Annotated in this window: 24 protein-coding genes; 9 read left to right on the forward strand and 15 right to left on the reverse strand. The window is 38.9% G+C overall.

What is annotated here, in order from left to right:
- The first annotated feature begins 41 nt into the window (after positions 1–41).
- From GD597_RS10690 to GD597_RS10700, 3 genes are all read left to right on the forward strand, one after another.
- The gene (locus GD597_RS10690; RefSeq protein ID WP_171607852.1) at positions 42–1040 is read left to right on the forward strand and encodes a 2-hydroxyacid dehydrogenase; all 999 of its coding nucleotides are present in this window, start codon (positions 42–44) and stop codon (positions 1038–1040) included.
- 39 nt (positions 1041–1079) lie between these two features.
- A complete protein-coding gene (locus GD597_RS10695) occupies positions 1080–1979 on the forward strand; it encodes a hypothetical protein (protein ID WP_171607853.1) in 900 nt (299 codons plus the stop codon).
- Between the two features lie 422 nt (positions 1980–2401).
- Positions 2402–3544, forward strand: coding sequence for an MraY family glycosyltransferase (locus GD597_RS10700; RefSeq protein ID WP_171607854.1), 1143 nt, complete (start codon positions 2402–2404; stop codon positions 3542–3544).
- Positions 3545–3715: 171 nt separating this feature from the next.
- Here the strand turns inward: GD597_RS10700 and GD597_RS10705 are convergent, their stop codons facing one another.
- The 9 genes from GD597_RS10705 to GD597_RS10745 form a co-directional block, all read right to left on the reverse strand.
- On the reverse strand, positions 3716–4771 hold the full coding sequence (locus GD597_RS10705; RefSeq protein WP_171607855.1) for a ferredoxin: 1056 nt from the start codon (positions 4769–4771) through the stop codon (positions 3716–3718).
- 244 nt (positions 4772–5015) lie between these two features.
- Positions 5016–5516, reverse strand: coding sequence for a SixA phosphatase family protein (locus GD597_RS10710; protein ID WP_171607856.1), 501 nt, complete (start codon positions 5514–5516; stop codon positions 5016–5018).
- A 51-nt stretch (positions 5517–5567) separates the two neighbouring features.
- Positions 5568–7415 (reverse strand): amidophosphoribosyltransferase, encoded by a 1848-nt coding sequence (locus GD597_RS10715; protein WP_171607857.1) that lies wholly within the window; start codon positions 7413–7415, stop codon positions 5568–5570.
- Positions 7416–7472: 57 nt separating this feature from the next.
- The gene (locus tag GD597_RS10720; protein WP_171607858.1) at positions 7473–8036 is read right to left on the reverse strand and encodes an NADPH-dependent FMN reductase; all 564 of its coding nucleotides are present in this window, start codon (positions 8034–8036) and stop codon (positions 7473–7475) included.
- A gap of 33 nt (positions 8037–8069) precedes the next feature.
- The gene (locus tag GD597_RS10725) at positions 8070–8780 is read right to left on the reverse strand and encodes a pirin family protein (RefSeq protein ID WP_171607859.1); all 711 of its coding nucleotides are present in this window, start codon (positions 8778–8780) and stop codon (positions 8070–8072) included.
- A 323-nt stretch (positions 8781–9103) separates the two neighbouring features.
- Positions 9104–9628, reverse strand: a complete 525-nt coding sequence (locus GD597_RS10730) for a YceI family protein (protein ID WP_171607860.1) — start codon at positions 9626–9628, stop codon at positions 9104–9106.
- A 39-nt stretch (positions 9629–9667) separates the two neighbouring features.
- The gene (locus GD597_RS10735) at positions 9668–10537 is read right to left on the reverse strand and encodes a pirin family protein (RefSeq protein ID WP_171607861.1); all 870 of its coding nucleotides are present in this window, start codon (positions 10535–10537) and stop codon (positions 9668–9670) included.
- A complete protein-coding gene (locus tag GD597_RS10740; protein WP_171607862.1) occupies positions 10537–11259 on the reverse strand; it encodes a pirin family protein in 723 nt (240 codons plus the stop codon). Before GD597_RS10740 ends, GD597_RS10735 begins: the two co-directional genes overlap by 1 nt.
- A gap of 54 nt (positions 11260–11313) precedes the next feature.
- A complete protein-coding gene (locus GD597_RS10745) occupies positions 11314–11769 on the reverse strand; it encodes a MarR family winged helix-turn-helix transcriptional regulator (RefSeq protein WP_171607863.1) in 456 nt (151 codons plus the stop codon).
- A 458-nt stretch (positions 11770–12227) separates the two neighbouring features.
- Between GD597_RS10745 and hemA the strand changes: the two genes are divergently transcribed.
- The 5 genes from hemA (at position 12228) to hemF (ending at position 17194) form a co-directional block, all read left to right on the forward strand.
- Complete coding sequence (gene hemA / locus GD597_RS10750; protein WP_171607864.1) at positions 12228–13451, forward strand: glutamyl-tRNA reductase; 1224 nt, start codon at positions 12228–12230, stop codon at positions 13449–13451.
- A gap of 6 nt (positions 13452–13457) precedes the next feature.
- Positions 13458–14381, forward strand: a complete 924-nt coding sequence (gene hemC / locus GD597_RS10755; RefSeq protein WP_171607865.1) for a hydroxymethylbilane synthase — start codon at positions 13458–13460, stop codon at positions 14379–14381.
- Positions 14368–15066 (forward strand): uroporphyrinogen-III synthase, encoded by a 699-nt coding sequence (locus GD597_RS10760; protein WP_171607866.1) that lies wholly within the window; start codon positions 14368–14370, stop codon positions 15064–15066. Before hemC ends, GD597_RS10760 begins: the two co-directional genes overlap by 14 nt.
- Before the next feature lie 113 nt (positions 15067–15179).
- Positions 15180–16220, forward strand: coding sequence for a uroporphyrinogen decarboxylase (hemE, locus tag GD597_RS10765; protein WP_171607867.1), 1041 nt, complete (start codon positions 15180–15182; stop codon positions 16218–16220).
- Between the two features lie 11 nt (positions 16221–16231).
- Positions 16232–17194, forward strand: a complete 963-nt coding sequence (gene hemF, locus GD597_RS10770) for an oxygen-dependent coproporphyrinogen oxidase (RefSeq protein WP_171607868.1) — start codon at positions 16232–16234, stop codon at positions 17192–17194.
- 137 nt (positions 17195–17331) lie between these two features.
- Here the strand turns inward: hemF and GD597_RS10775 are convergent, their stop codons facing one another.
- From GD597_RS10775 to rsfS, 4 genes are all read right to left on the reverse strand, one after another.
- Entirely contained in the window at positions 17332–18816 is a 1485-nt protein-coding gene (locus tag GD597_RS10775; protein WP_171607869.1) for a S41 family peptidase, read from the reverse strand.
- A 768-nt stretch (positions 18817–19584) separates the two neighbouring features.
- A complete protein-coding gene (locus GD597_RS10780; RefSeq protein ID WP_171607870.1) occupies positions 19585–20220 on the reverse strand; it encodes a LutC/YkgG family protein in 636 nt (211 codons plus the stop codon).
- Positions 20220–22298 (reverse strand): ATP-dependent zinc metalloprotease FtsH, encoded by a 2079-nt coding sequence (ftsH, locus tag GD597_RS10785; RefSeq protein WP_171607871.1) that lies wholly within the window; start codon positions 22296–22298, stop codon positions 20220–20222. The genes GD597_RS10780 and ftsH overlap by 1 nt, the downstream gene beginning before the upstream one ends.
- A gap of 63 nt (positions 22299–22361) precedes the next feature.
- Positions 22362–22769, reverse strand: a complete 408-nt coding sequence (gene rsfS, locus GD597_RS10790; protein WP_171607872.1) for a ribosome silencing factor — start codon at positions 22767–22769, stop codon at positions 22362–22364.
- 243 nt (positions 22770–23012) lie between these two features.
- On the opposite strand from rsfS, the gene GD597_RS10795 reads away from it, so the two are divergent.
- Positions 23013–23780, forward strand: a complete 768-nt coding sequence (locus GD597_RS10795) for a biotin--[acetyl-CoA-carboxylase] ligase (RefSeq protein WP_171607873.1) — start codon at positions 23013–23015, stop codon at positions 23778–23780.
- Here GD597_RS10795 and GD597_RS10800 read toward each other — a convergent pair.
- Positions 23764–24099 carry a DUF4157 domain-containing protein gene (locus tag GD597_RS10800; RefSeq protein ID WP_171607874.1) on the reverse strand — a complete coding sequence of 112 codons (336 nt, stop codon included), beginning with the start codon at positions 24097–24099 and terminating at the stop codon, positions 23764–23766. The genes GD597_RS10795 and GD597_RS10800 overlap by 17 nt on opposite strands.
- Before the next feature lie 137 nt (positions 24100–24236).
- Entirely contained in the window at positions 24237–26036 is a 1800-nt protein-coding gene (locus GD597_RS10805; protein ID WP_171607875.1) for a CocE/NonD family hydrolase, read from the reverse strand.
- Between the last annotated feature and the right edge of the window lie 196 nt (positions 26037–26232).

Here is a 26232-nt window from a genome sequence, read left to right on the forward strand (position 1 = left end):
CCGCTGTGTTTTAGCAGCGGCTTTGTTGTTAATTTTATAAAATGAAAATCACTTTCTTCTCAACACAACCTTACGACAAAGCCTTTTTTACCCGCGTAAACCAAACTTATGGCTTTGAACTTGAATTTGTAGAAGCCCAATTAAACAGTACTACTGCCAACCTGGTAAATAACTCCACCGCGGTTTGTGTATTTGTAAACGATAAAGTAGATAAGGCGGTAATAGAACAACTGGCAGCAAAAGGCGTAAAAACCATTGCATTACGTTGTGCCGGTTTTAATAATGTAGACCTGGATGCTGCAAAAGCCAATCAGCTGCATGTTTGCCGCGTACCAGCCTACTCACCCGAGGCAGTGGCAGAACATGCTGTTGCCATGTTGTTTACATTAAACCGTAAAACCCATAAAGCCTATAACCGGGTACGCGAACAAAATTTTTCGCTTAACGGATTACTTGGTTTTAACCTGCATGGCAAAACAGTTGGTGTAATTGGTACCGGTAATATTGGTAAGGCTTTTTGCAAAAATATGTTGGGCTTTGGCTGTAAAGTGCTGGCTTTTGATGTAATTGCCAATAAAGAACTGGAAGCGGCAGGCGTGGAATTTGTACCCTTGATTGATGTATTGCAGCAGAGCGATATCATTTCCCTGCACTGCCCTTTAAACAACCAAACCAAACACATCATAAATAGCGAAACCATTGCCATGTTAAAAAGAGGTATGATGCTGATAAATACCAGTCGTGGCGGTTTAATAGATACCAGGGCAGTTATAACCGCGTTAAAAAATGGTGTAATTGGCTATTTGGGTATTGATGTATACGAACAGGAAGAACATATTTTCTTCCGCGACCTTTCTGATACGGTGATTGCAGATGATACCATTCAGCGTTTAATGAGCTTTCCTAATGTATTGGTTACAGCACATCAGGCTTTTTTTACCGATGAAGCCCTGGAACAAATTACCAGTACCACCTTGCGAAGTATAGATGAACTTGCAAAAGGAAACAATTTATCTAACATGGCTGCGTTATTGGTATAGACATATTTTTGCTTATTCTTCTTACCTTTCCTTACAGTTATGATGCGAAACACATATTTATTACTTATTGGCATACTTGGTATAGCATTCTTAAACAGTTGCTCAAAGGAATATAGCCTTGAAACGGGTTTATTGCAATTGGATGCTGTGGGCAGTTTAAAGGATAGCACAGGTACCTGTTTACCTTCGCAGGTGGTGGGCACTTTTTATAATGGCGTAACACCGGGTAGCGATACAGCTTATGTGGAAATACAGGTAGATGTAGATTCTATTGGTAACTATTCAATAAGCACCGACCTTCAGAATGGGTTTATGTTTGCCGATTCAGGGTATTTTAGCAGTACAGGTATTAATACTATCCGTTTAAAACCAATAGGCACGCCTATTTTACAAAAACCAACTGATTTTATTGTAATATTCGATACCAGCATTTGTGGCTTTACTATTAATGTACAGGATAGCACCGGTACTGGTTTAGGCGGTGGCGGTGGTACCATTGATTCCACTAATTTGTCTGATACCGCCTGGAAATTTACCGTTGGTGCCAATACCTATAATGGCCCCATAGATACGGCTGATGTAAGAATAGATACCACCACTTCCTTAACTTATCTCTACCTGTTTGGTACATCTGCTGCTACTGCAGACTCTGTTTTTGTAGCAGCTATTATATTACCTACAGGCCAAATTACAACCGGCACCTATTTATCGTCCCTTGGTTCTGGTTTTTATTTTACTGATGCAGCCGGTATAGCAAATGGCACTTTTATTTATCAGGCAGATCCATTTACCACGGGCTTTAGTGTTTCTATTACCATTAGTAGTTATGATACCGTTACAAATATTGTTACGGGCACCTTCTCTGGCACTGCTGTAGATGGTTTGGGGGGCACGGCCAATATTTCGGGAGGATCGTTTAAAGCTAAAGTAGGCACATAAAAAAATTGAATTGTTTAACAAAAACAGGGTATCTGCCCTGTTTTTTTGTGTCTATACTAGATTAGTAAATTGTTTTTTGCACCTAAAAATTTGTAGCATAGTTATTGCAAAGCTTTGTAAGTGTATTTTTTGGGCTAACTTAAATCAGTTTGTTTTAAAAGCTGCATGATTTGTTGCCGTACAAGAGTGCGACGCAAGTAAAGCAAATGATAGCCTTATTGCCTGGTAAATAATAATACATTTACCAAAATAACAACGGAATATTAATACAATAAAGTGTAATACAATAAATTAGAATAAGTTCAAACGATGCTTGTAATGATTTTCCTTTCCAATTTCTTAATATAGATTGGTTAATTATAACTGCTATTTTTGCGCTTAATTAAGTAATATAAAACTAGATGATTTTAAACCTTTAATGCATGGTTTTAGTTATAGCGGGCATGTTTATTGCTTATTTAGTTACTTTCTTTTTAATGCCATTTATCATTAAAATTGCAAAAATTAATAAGCTGTTCGATTTGCCGGATGAGCGTAAAACGCATACCTATCCGGTTTCTTCACTTGGTGGTACCGGCATTGTTGCCGGTCTGTCTATCAGCATATTGCTGGTAAGTGATTTTACATTTGGCGACTCTGAATTTCAATACTATCTGGCTACTTTTTTTATCATTTTTATTCTGGGTATTATAGATGATATTTTTGTTTTAAAGGCTTGGAAAAAAGCGATAGGTCAAATTTTTGTTACTATCATCCTTACAGCTAAAGCGCATTTGCTTATAAATAACCTGCAGGGGCTTGGCGGCATTAACGCAATTGATCCCATATTTAGTTATCCTATTACATTTTTTTCTATTATCCTCGTTATTAACTCTTTTAACCTTATTGATGGGGTAGATGGATTGGCTGCTTCTGTGGGCCTGGTATCCTGTGTGTTCTTTGGTTTGTTTTTTTATATAAACAATATGATACCCTATGCCATTCTTGGCTTTGCAACTGCTGGTTCATTACTGGCATTTTTAATGTTTAATTTTCCACCGGCCAAAATTTTTATGGGTGATTCAGGGTCTATGCTTATTGGACTGGTAAATGCCATATTGCTGATTAAGTTCATAGATACTGGCAGCACCGCCACAAACTTCCCCGTAAATTCTTCATTGGCTATTGGCTTTGGTATTTTATTAATTCCCTTATTAGATGTATTGCGTGTATTTATCATTCGCTCAACCAAGGGGGTATCTCCTTTTAAGCCGGATCGTAATCACCTGCATCATTTACTTTTGAATAAAGGCTTTTCGCATGTTAAGGTAACTATTAGCCTAAGTTTGGCTGCCTGCTTTTTTGCCTTTACCGCTTTTTTATTAGAATCGTTAAATGTAAACCTGATTGCCTTTTTATTAATACTACAATTTTTTGCCAGCGTATTTATTATAAAATTCTTTTTGCCTGCCCAAAAACTACAAGTGGTGGGTATTGCTAAAAGGGTTGAAACTAATGGCACCAACACCAAAATTCTTTCGCTGTACAAAAAGGCAGATGAAACCATTACTGCGAATAATGAATAGGGTAGCAGAAATTGTCAACCATTGGGAAGTGTATATTTAGCCATTTTTGTCCCAGGCTATTGGTTCAATGCTCCACTTTACTTGCGTCGCACACTTGTACTGCATCAAACTGGCAGCAATTGCCAAACCAAATATATTTAGCCTGTCATGTGCTAAAGGGTAAACAATTTTTTATCTTTTGCCATAAGGTGGCCTTATTACCCAGCTCCGGTTATTTTGTTGGCGTATAACCAGCCAGTAGAAAAAGAATACGGTGGTTGTTAGTGTAAACAATATCATGGTATAAGCAGGTAAAACATGGGTTAAATTAATAAGTATACCATCATTGGCAAATTTTCCAAAACCAAATAAGGCAGGAATGCGGAACCAATAGTAACAGCTAACACCTGCAGCCGCAAATATGCTTATTAGCTTTTGCTGAAATGCCTGCTTAACCAATTTAGATACTATAGCATACACTACCAGCGTAACGGAAAAACCTAATAAAGGCATGGCATAAACCTCTATTAAAGATTCCAAAGTATTAGTGCCTGCATTATCTGGCACATGAAACCAACCCCATATAAACCCGGGTAAGCCACCAATAATAAACAAACCACTTATTTTTTGATACATATTACCTGCGTTAATATTGGGGTTAATGTTGGCTGTAGAATCGGGGCAGGGAATTACACAGTTCATACATTGGCCACAATGGGCATTGGGTAAGCTGAGTAACACATTGCCACCATATAATTTTTCTACAGGATGTATGGGGCAAAGGCCCGAACACCAGGCGCTTTTCCATTCGTAAATAAATCCCATACATGTACCTATTACTGCCATTGAGATGATTAATAGAGCGGTAGCCAACCCATTTACATTAAATATGGCATGGCGAAGTGGTACCAGCAGGTACAACGCCAAAACTGCTATTAGATGTAGTTTTGATAGCTGTTTTATGGATAGTCTTTGCCGTTGGGATTTACCTAAATGGCGGGGTAATAAATTTATGGTAGCCAGTGGGCATACATTACGCCATAATCCGGTTGCCACAACAAATAAAGCAGGTGCAACGGGTATTAAAATGTTCCAGAATAGTAGTAAACCTATAGCCGGGTAAAAGATTAAGCAAAATAATATGACAGCGCCTGCTAACCAAACTGCTGTCTGCGCCATTCGCCACAATAGTACAGAACGGGTAGTTAAGCGGGTACCCGCGTTGGTACCTGATTTTTCTGAAAACATACAATTAGTTTGGTATCAATAATGCACAATAATTAAAAACGCAGGTTGAAAATTAGAAGAATAAGCAGATAAAAAAGATGAGTTTTCTCATGTTTTGAGTTAACAGCCTACAAAAACTGTATTAAGCCCAATTTGAAAATGATATTTAAAAACCCAGGTACAGGTTTGCCGAATAAATAATCTGCAGATGAAGTGATTGCGACGCAAGAGGTGATGCTATGAAAAACCTAGTGCTGGTATTTAACTATGGCATTAGTTTAGGATAATCGAAAAACTGGTAGGATTTTGAGCTACTGAAAAAATCTTTCCAATGGTTAGTATTCGCAGTAACCGAAAAGATAGCGCAGGTGGGCATATCGTCTATACGCGTATTGGTTAGGGAATTGGCAAAATTGGTGATACCCGGATTATGAGCAAAAATACAAATGGATTGAAATGCATCATCGCTCTGCCGAATGGCTTTAATAAAATCTGCCTCTTCTGCAAGGTATAAATAGGGCACAACAATAATTTGTGCAGCTTTTTGGCCATATGTTTCGGCAAAATAGGTGCAGGTAGTAAATGCCCGTTTAGCCGGACTGGTTATAAAGGCATTGATGGGAATATTTTTTTGCAACAGTCTTTTGGCCATTACTGGTGCATCGCGGTGGCCACGATCGTTTAATGGGCGGTCTATATCGTTTTGTCCGGGATTGGCCCAGCTGCTTTTAGCATGCCTTACAAGTATCAACTGTTTCTTTGCCATGATATATAAAACAAAAAGGATACTTTTCAGTACCCTTTTATTGAACAAATTTTAATACCCTCTTACGTTTTTACCTTCGTAATAATTTAGAAATGCGTTGTTTACTACTTTATTACCGCCAGCTGTTGGATAGTTGCCTGTAAAATACCAGTCGCCGGTATTAGTAGGGCAACATTCGTGCAGGTCTTCAATGGTTTGGTAAATTACTTCTACCGGTACATTTACTTCTGGTGGGGTAATTAGCTGGGCAATTTTATTGGAAATTTCTTCTGTGGTAAAAGGTTTATATACCTGTCTAACCACATTTTCTGTATGCAACAGGTTATCGTGTTGCAATTCTTTTATACGCTTGTAAACGGTTTCCAGAATATCTTCCATTCCTTTTTCTTTAAGTAAAGCGATTGCGGCTTTAAAAGCTATAAAATCACCTAACTTACTCATATCAATACCATAACAATCCGGATAACGAATTTGTGGGGCAGAGGAAACTACAATGATTTTTTTAGGTTGTAGCCTGGCCAGCATACGTATAATGCTTTCTTTTAAAGTGGTACCACGAACAATACTATCATCAATTACCACCAAGGTATCTTCGTTACGTTTTACGGTACCGTAGGTAATATCGTAAACGTGTTGTACCATTTCGTTGCGGCTGCTATCTTCTGTAATAAAAGTGCGCAACTTAACATCCTTAATGGCAATTTTTTCCTGACGTATTTTACGGTTAATCATTTCCTGAAGTTTGTCTTCAGTAAAATCGTTGCCCCAGCTTAAAATACGTTGAATTTTAATTTGATTAAGGTAATTCTCCATTCCTTTTATCAAACCATAAAAAGCTACTTCTGCTGTATTGGGGATATAAGAAAATATGGTATTACGTAAACTATAATCAACCGATTCAAGTACTGCCTTGCTAAGGTGGTCCCCCAAAGCAATACGTTCACGATAAATTTTTTCATCGCTGCCTCTTGAAAAATAGATACGCTCAAAGCTACAGGCCCTTCTTTCTTTTGGCTCCTGTATTTGCTCTATAACATAATTGCCATCATTATCTACAATAATGGCATTAGCAGGTAATAATTCCAGTACTTCGTTTTCGCCAACATTAAATGCTGTGCGGATGGATGCCCTTTCACTGGCAGCCACAATTACTTCATCATTTATATAGTAATAAGCAGGGCGTATACCATGGGCATCACGCATTACAAAGCTGGAGCCATTACCAATTAAACCACCTACTGTAAAACCACCATCAAAAAGCGGAACGGCTTTTTTAAGTACATTGGCAATATTGGCTGTATTAGGGTTTTTCTCATCTTCCTTACTTAAGAAATGATGAATTACTTCCATCATGGCGGCCAAATCGCTTTGCTTTTGAAAAACGCCGGGTTCTATATTTACCAGTGCAAAAAGCTCTTCTGTATTAACTAAGTTAAAATTACCGGCCAAAGCAAGGTTTTTACCGGGTACCAGGTCTCTTTTAAAAAAGGGGTGACAAAACTCTACATTGTTTTTACCCTGTGTACCATATCGCAGGTGGCCCAATAATAATTCTCCCAAAAAAGGAAGATGGCCTTTCATTAATCCGGGATGTTTTAGAATATCTGGCTGATATTTTTCCAGCTCTTTTACTTCTTCGCCAATTTTAAAAAAAATATCGGCAATAGGTTGAGGGGCATTACTGCGTATTCTGTGCAAAAACGGGTATCCTGGCTCTACGTTAAGTTTTACCGCAGCAACTCCGGCGCCGTCCTGGCCGCGGTTATGCTGCTTTTCCATTAACAGATACAGCTTGTTAAGGCCATACATTACCGTTCCATATTTTTGCAAATAATACGAAAAAGGCTTTCTGAGGCGAATGTAGGCTAAACCACACTCATGTTTTATTTCGTCGCTCATATTGAGTTTGTGAAAGAAGCCGCAAATTTACGGTTGTATCCCGTTAAAAAAAGTAAATTATATTGCCGGTTGCAATTCAGGTGTTAAACTTTCTGCCAGCCACAGATATTCCTTAACAAATACGTCAATATTTTTTTTGAAAGATTCATCCAGCAAATTACCAGCTGCATCAAATTTTTTATCTACCATGGGTGTTATCAGCATGTGCGGAGAACCAATACCAAACAGTGCATTTATAAAAAGCTGCAATTGCTGGCTGGCACGCATACCGCCCATAATTCCCGGCGAAGCAGTTACAATACCAAATGCTTTACGGCTTTGTTTGGGAAAATGATCAAATAAATTCTTTAATGCCGAGGTGTAAGTGCCATTATATTCAGGCGTTACCATTATAAACCCATTGGCATCAAACATTCTTTTGGCCAGAGGTTGCAGGTCTGCTGGTGCTTTTTCGGTATTGGTATATACTTCCTGCTGCATTGATGGTAAAGGCCATTCGCGTACATCAATAATGTTTACATTATGGTCTGTAGTTGTGGCAATATATTGTTGTAAAAAAAGTGCCAGCCGGTACGATACGCTTTCTTTTCTTGGGCTGGCTGCTATAATTTCAATATTCATAATTGGTAATCTTAGTAGTTATTTATTTTGTATTTATTGATTAATGGGCACTTCAATAACAATGAATTCACATTCCTGTTCATTTTGTATGGTTATTAACTCAGTTTCCCAAATGCCCATGGCATCCCGCTTTTCTATCACCTCATTATTAATGTGCAAACTGCCGTCCAGTACAAAAATGTATACGCATTTATTTAGCGGGCTTAGCGTATAGTTAATGGAGCTGCCAGCTTCAAACCAGCCAAGGCTTAGTTTTGCATTTTGGTTTATCCAGCAATGTTGCTGGCCTTCTTCATTGCTAACTATGGTTTGTAATTTATTTTTCCGGTTTTCTTTTGCAAACTTTCTTCTTTGATACCTGGGAGTAATATTTTGTAATTTTGGTTCAATCCAAATTTGTAAAAACTGCACATCATCATCTCCTACATTGTATTCTTCGTGCCTTAAACCGGTACCTGCACTCATTATTTGTACCCAGTCTTTCTCTACAATATCGCTATAGCCCATGCTGTCTTTATGGTTCATTTTACCTTGCAACAGCACACTAATAATTTCCATATTGGTGTGGGGATGCAGGCCAAAGCCACCACCGGGCTTTACCACATCATCATTAAAGGTTTTTAATAAGCCAAATGCATTTTTTACCGGGTTTTGATAGGTTGAAAAGCTAAAACTGAATTTACTTATCAGCCAGCCTATATCTTTTGTTCCCCTGTCTGCTGCCCTGTGTATAATGTGTTGCATGTATAAAGTGTTTAACCTGATGCTATTAAATAGAATGCATTTTTGCTGAGCCAGGGTGTAGATTAGCTATTGAACTTTACTTGCGTCGCACACTGCGGCGTTCTGTTGGCTAATATGCAAATAATACATAAACTAAGTTTTTTATAACCAGTGCTGCTGTACTGCAGCACTGGTTAAAGGTGCAAAGTTCGCTTTTTAGTTTGTAAACATCATTTCAAATTGCCATTACCTGCTGCCATAAAAACGGAACCCTGAACCGAGCGTGGCAAGCGGCGATGCCATAATTTGATTTGCTGATATCCTAAAAATGCTGTTTAGGCAAATTATTGTTTAATCATTTGTATTTCCATTGCCAGCCTTACTTCATCGCTAACAACTATACCACCGGCCTCGGTTACACCATTCCAGGTTAAACCAAAATCTTTACGGCTTATTTTACCATTTAATTCAAATCCCACTTTTGTTTGTCCGTAAAAATCTGTCATGGTACCACCATAAGTAACGTTTAGACTAACCGGGTTGGTAACATCACGGATGGTAAGATTACCCGTTAAGGTAAATGCATCGTCGCCGGTTTTGGTAATGCCGGTAGAGGTAAAACTTAATACCGGAAATTTTGCTGCGCTAAAGAAATCATCGCTTTTAAGATGTTCATCGCGTTGCTCCATATTGGTAGAAATACTGTTTACGTCGGCCGTGAAGCTGATGGCAGCATCTGAAAAATCTGCTGCTTCGCTTTCCATGGTAGCATCAAATTTTTGAAAGCTGCCGGTTACATTGGTAATCATCAGGTGTTTTACCTTAAAGTGCACTTCTGCGTGCATAGGATCTAATTTGTACGTTGCCATTGTTTTTGTTTTGAATGTTTAATTATGATAATTGTTGTTTTATGCTTCAATTAATACGCCCATTTTACCCATTTGATAATCGCGGAAGGCTTCCAGTAATTGGGTTTCGTTGCTCATTACAAAGGGGCCGTGAGAGGCTACCGCTTCGTTTAGGGGCTGGCCGGTACCGATAAATAACCTGGTATCTTCCAGTGCTTCTATGGTAATGGTATCACCATCGTTGTTAAAGTAGGCTGCATTTTTACCGGTTACCGTTCCATGGCCGGGTAAATGAATGCTGCCATCCAGTAAGTAAACAAAAGCATTATGTGTATCCGGAATAGTAAAGCTAAAGGCAGCGCCCTTTATAAATTCGGCGGTAAAAGTGTTTACTTCAGAATAGCTGCTTACAGGGCCTTTTACACCATTTAGTTCACCAGAACTAATGTGAATGGTGGCCAAACCATCTTCGGAAATAATGGTTGGAATTGCTGAGGCACTAAAAGGTTGATAGGAGGGTTGCTCCATTTTAAATGCAGCTGGTGTATTTACCCAAAGCTGAATTATTTCTTGCCTGCCGCCTTTTTCAAATATATCGGCCGGCGGTCTTTCGCTATGAATAATGCCCATTCCGGCATTCATCCATTGAACACCGCCTTCATAAATTACATTATCATTACCCCTGCTATCACGATGATGTACGCCACCTTTAAATATAAACGTAACCGGAGAAAAGCCACGATGTGGATGGGGACCAACACCAGATTGCATTACTGGTTGATGGGTAGGTACTTTAACATCGGCATGATGTAAAAGTAAAAAAGGATCAATGCTTTCTACGCCAGGTGCAGGTATGGGCTGCCTGATGGGGAAACCACCCATATTATAAGAGGCGGCGTATAATATATTTTTTACTGTTCTTGTTTTCATTATGCTACTCCTTCTATTTGCATGGGAACATCAATTAATAAAACCGAAGCATTATCTGTGGCTGTAATGGTAAGTGAAGTGGTATCCCAAATACCCAGCGCATCTCTTTTTTTAAGTAGCTGCCCATCAATGGTTATTTCGCCTTCCAATACAAATACATATACTCCATTGCCTACTTTTTTAATGCTATAGTTTTCAGAAAGGCCTTTATCCAAATTACCCAGCGTAAACCAGGCATCCTGGTTTATCCACACCGCACTATCATCATCAGGCGCAACAACTGTTAAAAATGCATTGTGCCTCTGTTCGGGTGTAAAGGTTTTTTGCTGGTAACGGGGTGTAATATTTTGTTCTTTTGGGAAGACCCAAATTTGTAAAAACTTTACTTCACGATCTTTATTGGCGTTCATTTCACTGTGCGCAATGCCGCTGCCGGCGCTCATGATTTGTACATCATTTTCCCTTATTATTTCATGGCGGCCGGTACTGTCCTTATGTTCCAGATCGCCTGAAAGGGGAATGGAAACTATTTCCATATTGTCGTGCGGGTGTTTCGAAAATCCAAAACCACCTTTTACTGTATCATCATTTAATACACGCAACATCCCAAAATGTATTTTGGCGGGGTCGTAAAAACCTGCAAAACTAAATGAGTGATAACTGTTAAGCCATCCATGGTTGGCATGGCCTCTTTCGTTTGCTGTATGTAATATCGTTTTCATAATTTGTTATTTAACATTAAATGTATATACACCTATTATAGAAAAAAAAAAGGGTTATTCTTTTTCCCTCACCTTTTCTAATAAATTATTTAAAGCGCTGGCATTTGTTTCGTCAAGCTCAATGGTTTCTTCAAAAAGCACATTTATTTTGTTGGTAGTAATTTCCAGCATATGTATACCTGCTGGTGTAAGTGTTATTACCGTTTCTCTTTTATCCAAGGCCGATGTATTTCTTTTTACCAGTTTTTTTGTTTCTAACCTGTCTATAATCCTTGGTACGTTTGAGCTTTTCTCAATCATACGGCAGGCAATTTCTTTTACACAAACCTGGTCAGGATACCTGCCTTTTAAAATTCTTAAAACATTGTATTGTTCGTGTGTTATGCCATACTCCTTTAATTCCTTACTCATAATGGTTTTTAACCACCAGGCAGTATACAATATATTTAGCCCCGCTTTGTGCACCTCGTTCTTAAATTTTGTACTTTTTATGGCCTGTTCTAATTTCACAACACAAATGTATGTACATACATCTAATTTGCCAAATTTTGTTTTCTAATCAATTGTTAAAGGCATTTTGTTAGCCAGCCCATATCAAATGGCGGCTTTACTTGCCACGCTCGGTTCAGGGTTCCTCCTTGGTGGCAGCCTGTTGTTTTGTAATAGGCTATTTTAAAAAGCGACTATTTTATAGCCTGTTACAAGCAATTTTTCAATCATTTTTTGCAGAGGTAAATTGTTGCTGTACAAGTGTGCGACGCAACAAAAGCCCGATACGTTTACATTTGCCGGGCTCAACAATGTATTGGTAACTGCTTAACCAACTGATTATAAACATGTAAAAATTTGTATGCAAGAAAACATGACACTTAAATGACATACAAATGACAAGTAAATGACCTTAATCATACCGGTTCGGCAATCTATGGAACTACTTTTGCGTACATATAAGCACAACGAACGATTACATGGATATTAACCAGTTTTACATAGCAGGTATTAATTACAAAAAAACAGATGCATCGGTAAGAGGCAGTTTTGCTGTAAGTAATCAGCATTACGAACAATTACTAACTGAGGCGGCAAGTGCCAGAATAGAAGAGGTTTTTGTGCTTAGTACCTGTAACCGTACTGAAATATATGGTGTGGCTGCAAATGCTGACACCCTTATTACCTTATTGTGCAGGCAAACAGCAGGCTCAGCTGCATCGTTTAAAAAACTGGCTTATATAAAAAGAGGCTGGGAAGCAGTTGAACATTTATTTCAGGTAGCTGCCGGTTTAGATTCTCAAATTTTGGGCGACTATGAAATTGTAGGCCAAATTAAACTGGCCGTTCGCTTTGCCAGGGAGCGTGGATTTATTGGCACACTGCTGGAAAGGTTGCTAAGTTTTGTATTGCAGTCATCTAAAAATATTAAATCAAACACCGCTTTAAGCGGAGGAACCGTTTCGGTTGCCTTTGCGGCCATACAGTTTTTGAAAGAGAATACCGCAGATGTTAAGCATAAAAAAATTGTATTAATTGGCACAGGTAAAATTGGTAAAAACACCTGCAAAAACCTGATTGATTATTTGGAAGCCACCAATATTACCCTGATAAATCGCACAGAAGAAAAAGCCGGTGAACTGGCAATTGAACTTGGCGTACAATACGATACCATTGAAAATTTACCTGCACAAATTGAAAAAGCCGATATAATTCTGGTAGCTACCAATGCACCAACGCCAATAATTACCAAAAAGCAGTTGTTGAATGCCGGTAAAAAAGTATTGATAGACTTATCTATTCCTAATAATATAGCGCCTGCTGCCGGTGAATTACCCCAAATAACATTGGTAAATGTAGACGACCTGTCTAAAATTAATGATGCTACCTTACAAAAAAGAATGGACGAGGTACCTGCTGCACTTGGGATAATTGCCACACATACCGCAGAGTTTAAAGAGTGGTATCAAATGCGTAAAAATGTACCAGCCTTAAAAGCGGTAAAGCAAAAGCTGATGGACATGCATCAATGCAATCTCTTTTTATCAGTACATACTGATGTTCACCAAACTGTTACACTACCCAATACGGTATATATTCAAAAAACTATCAATAATATGGCATCAAAAATGCGTACCCAGCATCAGCCGGGTTGTTATTTTATTGAAGCTATTAACGACTATATCACCTGCACCGTTAATTAATCCTACATGAACAAAGTGCTTCGCATTGGTACCAGAGAAAGTCAGCTGGCCGTTTGGCAGGCTACACTGGTACAACAAAAGCTTGCAGCCAATCATATTCAAAGCGAACTGGTTTTTATAAAAAGTGAGGGAGATATTGATTTGGTAACCCCATTATACGAATTGGGTGTACAAGGAATATTTACTAAAACATTAGACGCTGCCCTGCTGGCCAACCGTATAGATATTGCAGTACACTCCATGAAAGATGTACCTACCCAATTGGCCAAAGGCATACAACAGGCAGCCGTACTGGAAAGAGCCTCTTATAAGGATATTCTTGTACCAAAAACCGATACCACCTTTTTAGATAACACTTCTGGTAAAGCCATTATTGCAACCAGCAGTATACGCCGTAAAGCACAGTGGTTACACCGTTATCCAAACCACACCATCGAAAACCTGCGCGGAAACGTAAATACCCGTTTAAAAAAAGTAGCTGAACAAGACTGGCATGGGGCCATTTTTGCTGCAGCGGGTTTAGAAAGAATTAACCTGCGCCCGGCCAATGCCATCGATTTAGACTGGATGTTACCGGCCCCTGCACAGGGTGCTATTGTTATTGTTTGCCGCGAAAATGATAATGAAGCTATGGATAGTTGTGCTGCCCTTAATCACCAGCCAACTGCTATTTGTACCCAAATAGAAAAAGAATTTTTACGGGTGTTAATGGGCGGTTGCTCTACTCCCATAAGTGCTTTGGCTATAATTGAAAATGATGCGCTGATTTTTCAGGGAAATATTTTTTCTTTGGATGGTATAAGCAGCGCCAACATCAGTAAAACAGTTCCGTTAAGTCAGGTAGCGAACCTGGGTACTATTGCAGCAAAAGAACTGTTAGAGAATGGTGGCGCACAAATAGCTGAAGCAATAAAAAATGGTAACAAATAAAATTAGTGTTTTGTGTACACGGGCCATTAGTGATACACTTGTGCTAAAAGCAAGTGCGCAAAATATAGCCATAGACGTTGTACCATTTATAGAAACAGATATAATACGTTCAACTGAAATTGGAGCACAGGTAAAGCATTTAGCACAGAAAAAAATAACGGCCATTTTTACCAGTATTAATGCCGTAGAAGCTGTTGTGTCGCAATTAACACATATACCCGACTGGACCATTTGTTGCCTGGGAGGTATGACTAAAGATATTATCATCGATTTTTTTGGAGAGTCTAAAATAGCCATCACCGCCAAAAATGCATCTGCCTTGGCCGATAAAATTGTAGTGGCTAATCCTACTAACGAAGCCGTGTTTTTTTGCGGCGATCAACGTTTAGATGAGCTTCCCAAAATATTGCGTATGCATTATATAGAGGTAAAAGAGTTAATTGTTTATAAAACCATTCAAACACCGGTATATATCGAAAAAAATTACGACGGTATCATTTTCTTTAGTCCCAGCGCTGTACACAGTTTTTTCTCAGTAAATACATTACCTACTACTGTGGTGCTGTTTTCAATAGGAAAGACAACAGCTGCCACCATTAGTACTTACTGTGTAAATCTGGTAATAACCAGCGAGTGGCCGGGTAAAGAACAAATGGTAGATGTGGTAATTAATTATTTTAAATAGCTATTAGGTTACCAGCGCCGGCACATACATGATGCTGCTGTTGCGTCGCATTTCGTTCATCTGCAACAATGCTATGCAGCAATAAATACAAACAATAAGTACGAACAATTATTATGAGCACTATACACAACGATTTATTATTAAGAACCTTACGTGGAGAAAAAACTGAACGCACCCCCGTATGGATGATGCGTCAGGCCGGCCGTTATTTGCCGGAATATATGGCCCTAAAAGCACGCTATGGCTTTTTTGAAAGAGTAGAAACACCCGAATTAGCAACTGCCATCACCCTGCAACCAGTAGATCTGGTTGGTGTTGATGCTGCCATTCTTTTTTCTGATATCCTGGTTGTACCACAGGCCATGGGTTTGGAAGTACAAATGGCCGAGGGTAAAGGTCCGTTATTACCCAATCCAATAAAAACAGTCAACGATCTTAGCCGTATTCGCGTACCGGATGTACATGAAACCCTGGGCTATGTTTTTGATGCCATTAAACTTACTAAGCAGGAACTAAATGGCCGTGTGCCCCTTATTGGGTTTGCAGGAGCTCCCTGGACAATATTGTGCTACATGGTACAAGGCAAGGGCTCTAAAACCTTTGATGAGGCAAAAGAATTTTGTTACACGCAACCTGCGCTGGCACATACACTTTTGCAAATGATTACCGATACCACTATCGCTTATTTAAAAGCACAGATAGCCGCCGGTGCCGATACTGTACAAATATTTGATAGTTGGGGTGGTTTGTTGGGGCCTGCCGATTTTGAAACTATTTCATTGCACTATATCAGGCAAATTGTAGCAGCTACCAAAGAGTTGGTACCTACCATCATATTTGCAAAAGGTGCCTGGCATAGTTTAGATGCCATGGCAGCAACAGGTGCTCAGGGCCTTGGTATCGACTGGTGCATTACGCCACAAATGGCCAGGCAACTGGCAGGCTCAACCGTGGTATTGCAGGGTAATTTTGATCCGGCAAAATTATTATCCCCTATATCTGTTATAGAAAAAGAGGTAAAAACTATGCTGCAGGCTTTTGAAGGCACACCGCATATTGCCAATCTGGGGCATGGTATTTTGCCAAATGTTCCGGTAGCACATGCAAAAGCATTTGTGGAAACGGTAAAAGAGTTTAGCTGGCGACATCAATAAAAAATTCATTTATGAGTATCAAACAAACCTGGATACACCTGGTACATGAATTACAAAACAACATATGTGCCGCATTGGAAGCAGAAGATGGGCAAGCTGTTTTTAAAGAAGATAAGTGGGAACGGGAAGATGGTGGAGGTGGCATTACTCGTGTAATTAGCAATGGCAAAGTATTTGAGAAGGGTGGTGTAAATACTTCAGTGGTGCATGGAGATGTTACAAATGAAATGCGCAACCAGCTGAAGATTCACGGCGCCAAATGGTTTGCCTGCGGTGTAAGTTTGGTACTGCATCCTAAAAACCCTTTTGTGCCAACTGTGCATTGTAATTACCGCATGTTTGAATTGTATAATGAGCAAAATGAAGTAATAGACCGCTGGTTTGGTGGCGGTACTGATCTTACACCTTATTACCTGTTTCAAGAAGATGCAAAGCATTTTCACCAAACATATAAAGATGTTTGCGACGCATTTGATGTTACCGCTTATGAACAATACAAGAAAATATGTGATGATTATTTTGTAAACAAACACAGAAATAATGAACGCCGTGGTATTGGCGGAATTTTTTACGATTATAAAAGAGCAACCCCCGATAGAAACTCGCATTACTGGATAGATTTTGCTAAAGCCTGTGGACAGGCCTTTATACCTGCCTACTTAGCTATTGTTCAAAAGCGAAAAGAAATGGCTTATACCCCGGAGAATAAGTTTTGGCAGGAAATACGTCGTGGTAGATATGTAGAGTTTAATCTGGTACACGACCGGGGTACTGTATTTGGACTAAAAACCAATGGCAGAACCGAAAGCATACTTATGAGCCTGCCACCAACTGTTCGGTTTGAATATGATTACACCCCATTGGCAGGAAGCGAAGAAGATAAATTATTGCAAGTGTGTTTACACCCTATAGATTGGACATCTTTGCCCGAAATAGATGAAGATGATTGGGCAAAAAAAGTAAATATGTGCTAGGTCTTGTAATTGCAATTTTGATTTAGTTGCCTGCAAAAGCAATGCACGGAATTTATAAACGCGATATTTTAGCCAATAACAATAAAAATAGCTGGCTTTAATGCTATTATTTTTACACCCCTTCTGCAGTAATATTACTAAGGTTTAATACTCTGTTGTATTAATTGCTTTACCACTTCCATCTTGTGATCAACGCCATGTTTAATATAATAGGATGAAGGCATAACAGGCACATCCGGCTGTATGCCACGCCCGGTTTGTTCCTGTGTTCTGTTGGGTACTATACGGTAAAGAGGTAAACTTATTTGTACTCCACTATTTGGTAGCACTATGGTTGGTATATGTATGGCAGAAGTGCCATACTCGCTTCCACCGGTTTCTTCACCTATAATTTTTACATTTTGCTGGCCTTTTAACGCAATAACAAACATAGCTGCTGCAGAAAATGTATAGCCCCCCTGCAATACATAAATATTACCATTGTATCGTCTATTTGCATAAGGATGGTACACATATTTTTCCAGCGCCGTAAAATGGTATTTACCGTCATTTTTCTCATGGCTGGTAAATAGCATTGCCAGCTGATAGGGAAGTGCTCCCCGAATATATTTCGCATATTTAATACTGCGGGTTACTGCTGCCGCTGTATCTGCCACACGAAAAGTACTTGTTTTAACATAACGCGTAAGATTACTACTAAGGCTGATTCTGCCTCCGGTATTTTCTCTTAAATCTATTACCAGATTAGGTATCTTATCTTTTTGCAAGGTGGCAAAAGTCTCTTTAAAAAATTGGCGTAAATGTCCTCCCGAAAAACCCGGTAAACGCATATACCCTAATTGGCTTGAAGTATCGTATGTAAAGCTTCTTTTACTAAGTAGTTTGTTTTGTTTTATTTGTTTGCGGCCGGGTAGTTGAACATTTTTAGGAGAATTTTGCCTTGGCCCGGTGGTATCTGTAACAGGCACAAATAATTGTACATAGGTTTTGACTGGCAGCCCCTGCGCATCTCTAAATTCTATCAAAAAGGAATCCTTTATCGGATATGCAAAACCATAATAAAGGGGGAAATTTCCGCTAATTACCTGGTTTTTAAAGTTATCGCCATAACCATCGGTACTAATAAACTGAAACATGCTGTCCAGCAAATTTCTATTGGCAATACTATCTATGGCTGTAATTACCGTACCACGGGTTAAAACACTATCAGCAGCGTTTAAACTGCCCAATACAACAAGCGAGTCGCCCCATGCTTTTAGATAAAGTGGAAACTGCTTACTGCGTAAATGCGATACAGTTTCAATAAACTCTTTTGATGGAGTTACTGATGTATGGCCACACCTTATTTTACTTACAAACCAGGCAATATTATTTTTAAACTGTAATTCTGTTAAAGAATCCTGGAGTTTACCCATGGTTATGGAAAAATAATAATCCAGGCTATCTGCCGGCGTATACCAATACAAACTGGGGTGATTGGCTTCCAGTATTTTTTTTAATAATACAGCATCTTCCTGCATTTTTTGTGGTGGCAGTTTTGCATTAAAATGATAATCTGCCCTGTGCGATACCGCACAGGAACAACACAAACTCAATAAAATAATGGTGTAAATAAATTTCAATGCTGCATTATAACGGGTAAAATAATCACATCAAAAATAAGTGGCTTATCTAAAAAACAATTAACAGCTTTGGTAAGCGGTAAAATTTCAATGTAAATAAAAAAGCAGATAGAAATACACTACCTGCCTTGTATGGTTGAAATAGAAACTAATATTTTATAAGGCTTTGCGCCGAAAGCCATCCTGCTTTTAATTCTGCCCAACTGTTTAACAATGCCCCTTGCTTTAAACCTATTGCCAGCAGTGGCTAATTGCTGTTAACTGCAATAGGGTTTATAAAACCTGCAAATTGTATAAGCCAACTCACTGGTGTTGCCTCTATACTGGCAGATGCTTTTTAAACAACTGTTAACCGGGCTTGAGATTTGTTTATAATGTCCAAACTCAGTTACAAAAGTAGCACGGATATATTTCACATAAACTAAGTTTTACAGTTAAATTACAATTCAATGTCCAATGTAAAACGGGATATTTTGATTTTAATGTAACGATAACATTTTTATAGTTTTATACCCGGCTTTAAACTGTAATTGGGCTTTACTTGCGTCGCACACTTGTACTATAGTAATGCTAATAAGCAACAAAGAAAAATTAGTATAGTTTTAAAATGATGCTAAGTGGTAATGTACGCTGTATAATTAACGTACTTATCTTTTGTCTTTTGTTTTTAAAATGCTGCCACAAAGGAGGAACCCTGAACCGAGCGTGGCAAGTAAAGCTTCATATATGTTACCTGGCTGGTAACATAAAAAATAATTTCCATGCTCATTAACGCTCAATTAGAAAACAGAACACCTCTTTGGGACCATGTACACCTACCACCAGGGTTTTTTCAATATCGGCGGTACGGCTGGGACCAGAAGCCAGGGTAATAAGAGAAGGGATATTGGCACCGTATTTTTCTTTCATTAATTGCAAAGCATCTTTTATATCGTACACCAACTGGTTGGTATATGCTATGCATATATGTACCGGCGCATACACACTGGTGGTGCGGCCGCTTGGTGATGAACTGCTTAGCATAATACTGCCGGTGCGGGCCACCAAACATTCGCAGGAAGTAATAGATGCTTCGCACGACGGCAAATCATTGGTAAAGGAAATGTTTAACGCAGATTGGTCTAAATTACTTTTTAGCGTTTCTTCCACGCAATAAATATGCTGCCAGCTGCGGGCTGTCAATAATATTTGTAATTGCTCGGCCAGCTCTGTTTCGTTGGCACAAAAGGCAAACCGGCCCTGGAGTTTTGTAAATCGTTCGGCAAACTCAATTTCGTTATCCTGTGTTTTTGGCTGAAAAACAGATTCAGTACCCTCGCTTAATGGAAACGGAACAGGCACTGGTGTGCTCAGTGCCTGTCTTATTTTCCGTAATATATTTTCTTTAGCTGTAGAGGCTTTCATTATTCTTCAATTTTAAGAGGGGGAACATGCAGTCCGCTATCAAAAGGTGGTACGCCATCGCTTACCACACCTGTGCCGGCATGTTCTTCTTTTCCGTTTTGATCAACGTCCAGCAATTTTTTCTCTTCGTAAGGTCTTTTGCCAATCAATGCTTCTACATCGCTTTTAAATAATACTTCTTTTGTTAAAAGCTCTTTAGCCAGCTTTTCTACATCTTCTCTATGCTCAATTAGTAATTTCTTGGTTCTTTCGTAAGCCAGCATTACCAATGTTCTTGCTTCTTCGTCTATTAGTTTACCGGTTTCCTCGCTATAAGGCTTGGTAAAAGTATTTTCCTGAGAAGGATCGTAAAAACTGATATTACCTACTTTCTCACTCATACCATAAACGGTAATCATAGAGTAAGCCATTCTGGTAATTTGCTGCAAATCGTTGGAAGCACCTGTAGAAATTTTACCAAAGAAAATTTCCTCACTGGCACGCCCACCAAGTGTCATACAAATTTGATCGTTTAATTGATCTGTATTATATAGATACTGTTCTTTTGGCGTGTATTGCGCATAACCCAACGCAGCTGTACCTCTTGGTACAATAGTAACTTTTAATAAGGGATAAGCATGTTCCAGAAACCATCCGCAAATAGCATGACCAGCTTCGTGGTAGGCAATAATCTCTTTCTCTTCTGGTAAAATAATTTTGTTTTTCTTTTCTAAACCACCAATTACCCTATCAATCGCATCCTGAAAATCAGCCATGTCAACAGCCTCTTTTCCCTTACGTGCAGCAATCAATGCGGCTTCGTTACAAACATTGGCAATATCTGCGCCTGCAAAACCAGGTGTTTGTTCAGCCAGTTTATGAATATCAAGTGTTTGAGAAATTTTAATTGGTTTCAAATGCACCAGGAAAATGGTCTCACGCCCTTTAACATCGGGTTTATCAATAGAAATCTGTCTGTCAAATCGTCCCGGACGAAGTAATGCGCTATCCAATACATCAGGTCTGTTAGTTGCTGCAAGTATAATAATACCCACATCACCGGCAAAACCATCCATTTCAACCAGTAACTGGTTTAATGTATTTTCCCGCTCATCATTGCTCATAATAGCATTTCTGCCACGGGCACGGCCAATAGCATCAATCTCATCAATAAATATGATACAAGGCGCTTTTTCTCTGGCGGTTTTAAATAAATCTCTTACACGGCTCGCACCAACACCGACAAACATTTCCACAAAGTCACTACCGCTTAAACTAAAGAATGGTACTTGTGCTTCACCGGCAACGGCTTTAGCCAATAAGGTTTTACCTGTACCCGGAGGGCCAATAAGCAAGGCACCTTTAGGAATTTTACCACCCAAAGCAGTATATTTTTTTGGATTTTTTAGGAAATCCACAATTTCCATTACTTCTACTTTTGCTTCATCCAGCCCTGCTACATCTGCAAAAGTGATATTTACTTTTGCACCTTTATCAAATAACTGAGCCTTTGATTTGCCAATACTAAAAATACCACCTGGTCCGCCACCACCAGCAGGGCCACCCATTTTACGCATCAGCAATACCCATAAGCCTACAAAAAGCAATAGGGTTAATACTGTTTGTGCTATTGGGCCAAGCCATTCTGCTTCGCTGATTGTTTTTTCATCAACTGATGTTACAGAGGGGTTCTTTTTATAGAATTCTGCCATGTTCTGGTTAAAACTTTCCCAATCAGTAACCTGGAACTCAAATAATGGACCGGTAAAATCACTCTTTGGTGATATGCCTTTTATTTTTTGACTGTAAAAAGCTTTGTATAAACTGTCTTTTTTAATGTAGATACGTACCAGCTCTTTGTTTTTTATGAGTTCCAGTTTTTGTACATCGCCTTTGGACAGCATATCATTCTGGAATTCCTGTAAAGAAGTAGATCTGGAATCTGCAGAACCCATATTAAGTGCCTGATAGCCGATAAGTACTACGGCAATCAATGCATAAATCCAATAAATACTAAAACGGGGAGTTTTTTTCCCACCCTTGTCATCACCTGGTTTATTCATGAAATCGGGCTTTATTTTTTTATCTTCCTGTGCCATAAAATTCGTTGTTTCCCAAATTGTATAAATGCTATTAAAAAATTGACTTTCTCTTTCTGGTGCTTAAAGATCATTGTGCTCGGTTAACACAGCATCGCTCCACATTTCTTCCAGCCTGTAAAATTTCCTTGCTTCAGGTAACATAATATGTACTACAATGTTTACATAATCTACCAATACCCATTGCAATGCCTGATAACCTTCATGTTTATAAGGTTGCTCATTACATTCTTCCTTGGCCATAAATTCAATAAAATCGGCAATTGCTTTTACCTGTGTGGTGCTGCCTGCTTCGCATACAATAAAAAAATCGGCAACGGCCTCAGGTATTTTTCTTAAATCCAGAGACACAATTTTCTCCCCTTTCTTATCCTGAATGGCTTTAATAACTGACTTGAAAAATTTTGAATTTTTAGTAAGTTTGGCTGCACTGCTTTTTTTACGAGTGGCTAAGAGCGATAAGTTTTCCAATAATCTGACAGATTTAAATAAGATAAATAGTTGGATATCACATTAAGGTGTACAATTTACCCTTCCTGCAATATAAGTTTAATTCTAAAACGACTGTTCTTTCATACTGAATTAAAATTGCATTTTGGTTCCCTGGTTTTAAAGAACCTTCAGCAAATTAATAAGGTATCATTACACAATTCGGCTGATAACAAGTTAAATAGTATACAAGAACGAGTTAATTTGCACAAAAATAGTAATTCTTTGCCTGATACTTCTACCAATCGCAACATCGGTAACCCATTCATCGAATTAAACGAAATTGAAAGTACCAACAACTATGCCATGCAACTTGTTCAGCAAGGAATTGCAACACATGGCATGGCTGTTTTTGCCCACCACCAAACAGCAGGAAAGGGTCAACGTAGTAAACAATGGTTTTCTGCCGCAGGACAAAATATTGTGCTTTCGGTAATACTGCGTACTAATAACTTAGCTGTATCCGCTCAATTTGGACTAAGTATGGCCATCGCATTGGCTGTACATGAATTTTTTACCACTTATGCTATTTGTGAAACTTTTATTAAATGGCCAAACGATTTATACTGGCGTGACAGAAAGGCAGGCGGCATCCTCATAGAAAATATCATCCGTGGTAAGGAATGGCAGTGGGCCATAGTAGGTATCGGTATCAATATTAATCAAACCAATTTTGAGAATAATATCGCCAATCCGGTTTCTCTTAAACAAATTACCGGCAAAAATTTTCATCCTGTTAACCTATCCAAAGAATTATGTACCTATATAGAGAAAGCGTTTTCACAACTTGAAAGGGAAGGTATTGCCCCAATTGTACAGGCATACAACGGCTATTTGTATAAAAAAGGCGAAACTGTAACTCTGAAGAAGAACAATATTCTGTTTAGTGGTACCATTCAAAGTGTTGATGCCAATGGTTTTCTAAGTGTTACTGCAGCTACCAATGAAGATTATGCTGTTGGTGAATTAGAATGGGTTAATCCGTCATTGTAAAAGCAGTTTCATACCGTTCAATATGTTCTGCCCGCCTTGCAGCTACTTCAAAACTATTATGGTAATACCCATTTTTTAAACTTTGCGAAAGGTATAGCACAATAAACAATACACTGCCATGCTGTGCATATTGCTCAATATGCATCAATTCATGTCTTAACCAAGGCTTATTGGCTAAAAACTCCGCTTTTCCGGTGTGGTGTAAATGTATGGTAACACCCAAAACAATGGCAACCTTATCCGCACCCAGTATTAATGCTGCCATCCGGGCCAGTATGCTGTTTTCTTTTACCCTGTAGCGTAATGTGGTAGTCGCCATATGCTTAAACCAGTTTGTACCATAGTACCTGGTAATTTTTGTCCCGGCATTTAAATGGTATCTCAGCTTTACTTGCGTCGCACTCTTGTACTCCATAACAAAAAGCAGCCAATAAAAGCCAATAATAGATGCTATCATTAGGGCATTTCCAATACTTCTATAGCAGAAGGGTGCTGGGCATCGTGATAAATAGTAATGCTGGCTTTTTTAAAATCTGTATCATTGGCTTCTGCAATATTCATAAACTGCTGCGGGTTTCTATCTACCAACGGAAACCAGCTGCTTTGTATCTGGATCATTATTTTATGACCCTTTAGAAAACTATGTGCGGTAGCATTCAGCTGCAGATTTACAGGTGTAATTACACCCGGTGTAAATGGTTCTGGTTTTTCATAACTATTTCTGAATTTGCCCCTTAATATTTCAGCACGAACCAGCTGCTGGGTATGTGCTTCATCGGGCAATACATCTATTATTTTAACCACAAAATCTGCATCGGTACCGGTGGTACTTACAAAAAGCTTGGCTATAACCGGTCCACAAAGTGTAATGTCCTTATCCAAAACGGCCGATTCATAATATACAACATCGCTTCTTTTAGCTGCAAAACTTTGATCAGCACCCAAATACTCATTTAGTCTGTCGCCAGCTTTTTTATTAATATAGGGTACCGGGTTGGCAGGGTCAGATTCATATACATCCCTACCCCTTGTAGCTGCTTTTGCCAGTAATAAATTATGATGCTCATTTAACAGCCAAACCTGCTTTTTGGCCTCTTTGGGTGGCCATTGGCTAAACGATTGCCATTGGTTAGTGCCGGTAATAAATACAGTTGCTTCACCTGCATTAATGGTGCCTTTGTTTTTGAGGTGATAATTAAAAAAATCTAACTCCATTTTTTGAAAATAGCTGTTCACATTGGCGCCAAACTGGTAACCGGCATAATGGTTCCATTCTTTACTTTCCCAGGCGCCATGCGTCCAAGGCCCCATTACAAGCATATTGCTGTTTTTATTCTGCTGTTCTATTGCCTGATAGGTTTGCAGGGCGCCAAACATATCTTCTGCATCAAACCAACCACCAACCACCAGCGTAGCCGGCTTAATATTATATAGGGAAGTTCTGCTATTTCTTTGCTGCCAGTATTCATCCTTAGTATTATGTTGCAGGTACTCGTTCCATATTTGGCTTTTATTATGGAAATAGTTTTCATTAAAGTTTTTCAGGGCACCGGTAGTAAGGTAAAATGAATAGGCATCTTCAATATTTATATCACTGTTTACCAATGGGTACTGTTTTATAGGACCTGTTCTTGGATGATCGAAGAAATTAAGGAAGCCAAAATTATCCATTAAAAAAAAGGCACCACGATGGTAGGCGTCATCTCCCTCAAATTCATCAGTTACCGGTGCTTGCGGTGACACCGCTTTTAATGCCGGATGTGCATCTGGCAAAGCGGCGGTGGCATAAAAGCCAGGATATGAAACACCATAAATACCCGCATTGCCATTGTTATTATCAATGTTTTTTAATAGCCAGTCAATGGTATCATAGGTATCTGAGCTTTCGTCTGTTTCCTTATTTGTTTTCTTGTTTTTTATATAAGGGGTCATTTCTTTAAAATTACCTTCACTCATATAACGGCCCCTAACATCCTGGTATACATAAATGAACTTTTCGCTGGCAAATAAACTGTTTGGCCCCAGACGGCTGCGCAGGTTATTTTCGCCATAGGGCGCACAGGAGTATGGGGTTCTTTGTATTAAGAATGGATATTTTTCTGTTGTTTCGGTGGGTATATAAATGGCGGTAAACAATTTAACTCCATCCCGCATGGGGATCATTACCTCCATTTTTTTATAGGCAGCAGCCGGCTGCTGGGCACAGGAATTTAGAACTATGTTTAATAGTGCCACCACAAACAGCAGTTTTTTCATATTACAATATTTTTAGTTGTTAACCCAAATCGAAATTAGCAGTTTTACAAATGGGGTGTATAGATTAAATGATGGGGATATAAAATATTTAATGACGCTGTGTTTTCTGCTGCTGTAAAATCTACTGTACAAGTGTGCGACGCAAGGATGTCTAATAGCATTACCACCGACTGGCACCTAAATTTATTTATACAAA

This window comes from Limnovirga soli (assembly GCF_013106755.1).
GTDB lineage: Bacteria > Bacteroidota > Bacteroidia > Chitinophagales > Chitinophagaceae > Limnovirga > Limnovirga soli.

Bases quoted from the DNA above. Each gene is read 5' to 3' on its own strand.
- GD597_RS10700 (WP_171607854.1), top strand. From the start codon at position 2,402: ATGGTTTTAGTTATAGCGGGCATGTTTATTGCTTATTTAGTTACTTTC.
- GD597_RS10705 (WP_171607855.1), bottom strand. From the start codon at position 4,771: ATGTTTTCAGAAAAATCAGGTACCAACGCGGGTACCCGCTTAACTACC.
- GD597_RS10695 (WP_171607853.1), top strand. From the start codon at position 1,080: ATGATGCGAAACACATATTTATTACTTATTGGCATACTTGGTATAGCA.
- hemC (WP_171607865.1), top strand. From the start codon at position 13,458: ATGAACAAAGTGCTTCGCATTGGTACCAGAGAAAGTCAGCTGGCCGTT.
- ftsH (WP_171607871.1), bottom strand. From the start codon at position 22,298: ATGGCACAGGAAGATAAAAAAATAAAGCCCGATTTCATGAATAAACCA.
- GD597_RS10710 (WP_171607856.1), bottom strand. From the start codon at position 5,516: ATGGCAAAGAAACAGTTGATACTTGTAAGGCATGCTAAAAGCAGCTGG.
- GD597_RS10805 (WP_171607875.1), bottom strand. From the start codon at position 26,036: ATGAAAAAACTGCTGTTTGTGGTGGCACTATTAAACATAGTTCTAAAT.
- hemE (WP_171607867.1), top strand. From the start codon at position 15,180: ATGAGCACTATACACAACGATTTATTATTAAGAACCTTACGTGGAGAA.
- GD597_RS10730 (WP_171607860.1), bottom strand. From the start codon at position 9,628: ATGGCAACGTACAAATTAGATCCTATGCACGCAGAAGTGCACTTTAAG.
- GD597_RS10735 (WP_171607861.1), bottom strand. From the start codon at position 10,537: ATGAAAACAAGAACAGTAAAAAATATATTATACGCCGCCTCTTATAAT.
- GD597_RS10740 (WP_171607862.1), bottom strand. From the start codon at position 11,259: ATGAAAACGATATTACATACAGCAAACGAAAGAGGCCATGCCAACCAT.
- GD597_RS10690 (WP_171607852.1), top strand. From the start codon at position 42: ATGAAAATCACTTTCTTCTCAACACAACCTTACGACAAAGCCTTTTTT.
- GD597_RS10780 (WP_171607870.1), bottom strand. From the start codon at position 20,220: ATGAAAGCCTCTACAGCTAAAGAAAATATATTACGGAAAATAAGACAG.
- hemA (WP_171607864.1), top strand. From the start codon at position 12,228: ATGGATATTAACCAGTTTTACATAGCAGGTATTAATTACAAAAAAACA.
- GD597_RS10715 (WP_171607857.1), bottom strand. From the start codon at position 7,415: ATGAGCGACGAAATAAAACATGAGTGTGGTTTAGCCTACATTCGCCTC.
- GD597_RS10725 (WP_171607859.1), bottom strand. From the start codon at position 8,780: ATGCAACACATTATACACAGGGCAGCAGACAGGGGAACAAAAGATATA.
- GD597_RS10760 (WP_171607866.1), top strand. From the start codon at position 14,368: ATGGTAACAAATAAAATTAGTGTTTTGTGTACACGGGCCATTAGTGAT.
- GD597_RS10720 (WP_171607858.1), bottom strand. From the start codon at position 8,036: ATGAATATTGAAATTATAGCAGCCAGCCCAAGAAAAGAAAGCGTATCG.
- hemF (WP_171607868.1), top strand. From the start codon at position 16,232: ATGAGTATCAAACAAACCTGGATACACCTGGTACATGAATTACAAAAC.
- GD597_RS10800 (WP_171607874.1), bottom strand. From the start codon at position 24,099: ATGGCGACTACCACATTACGCTACAGGGTAAAAGAAAACAGCATACTG.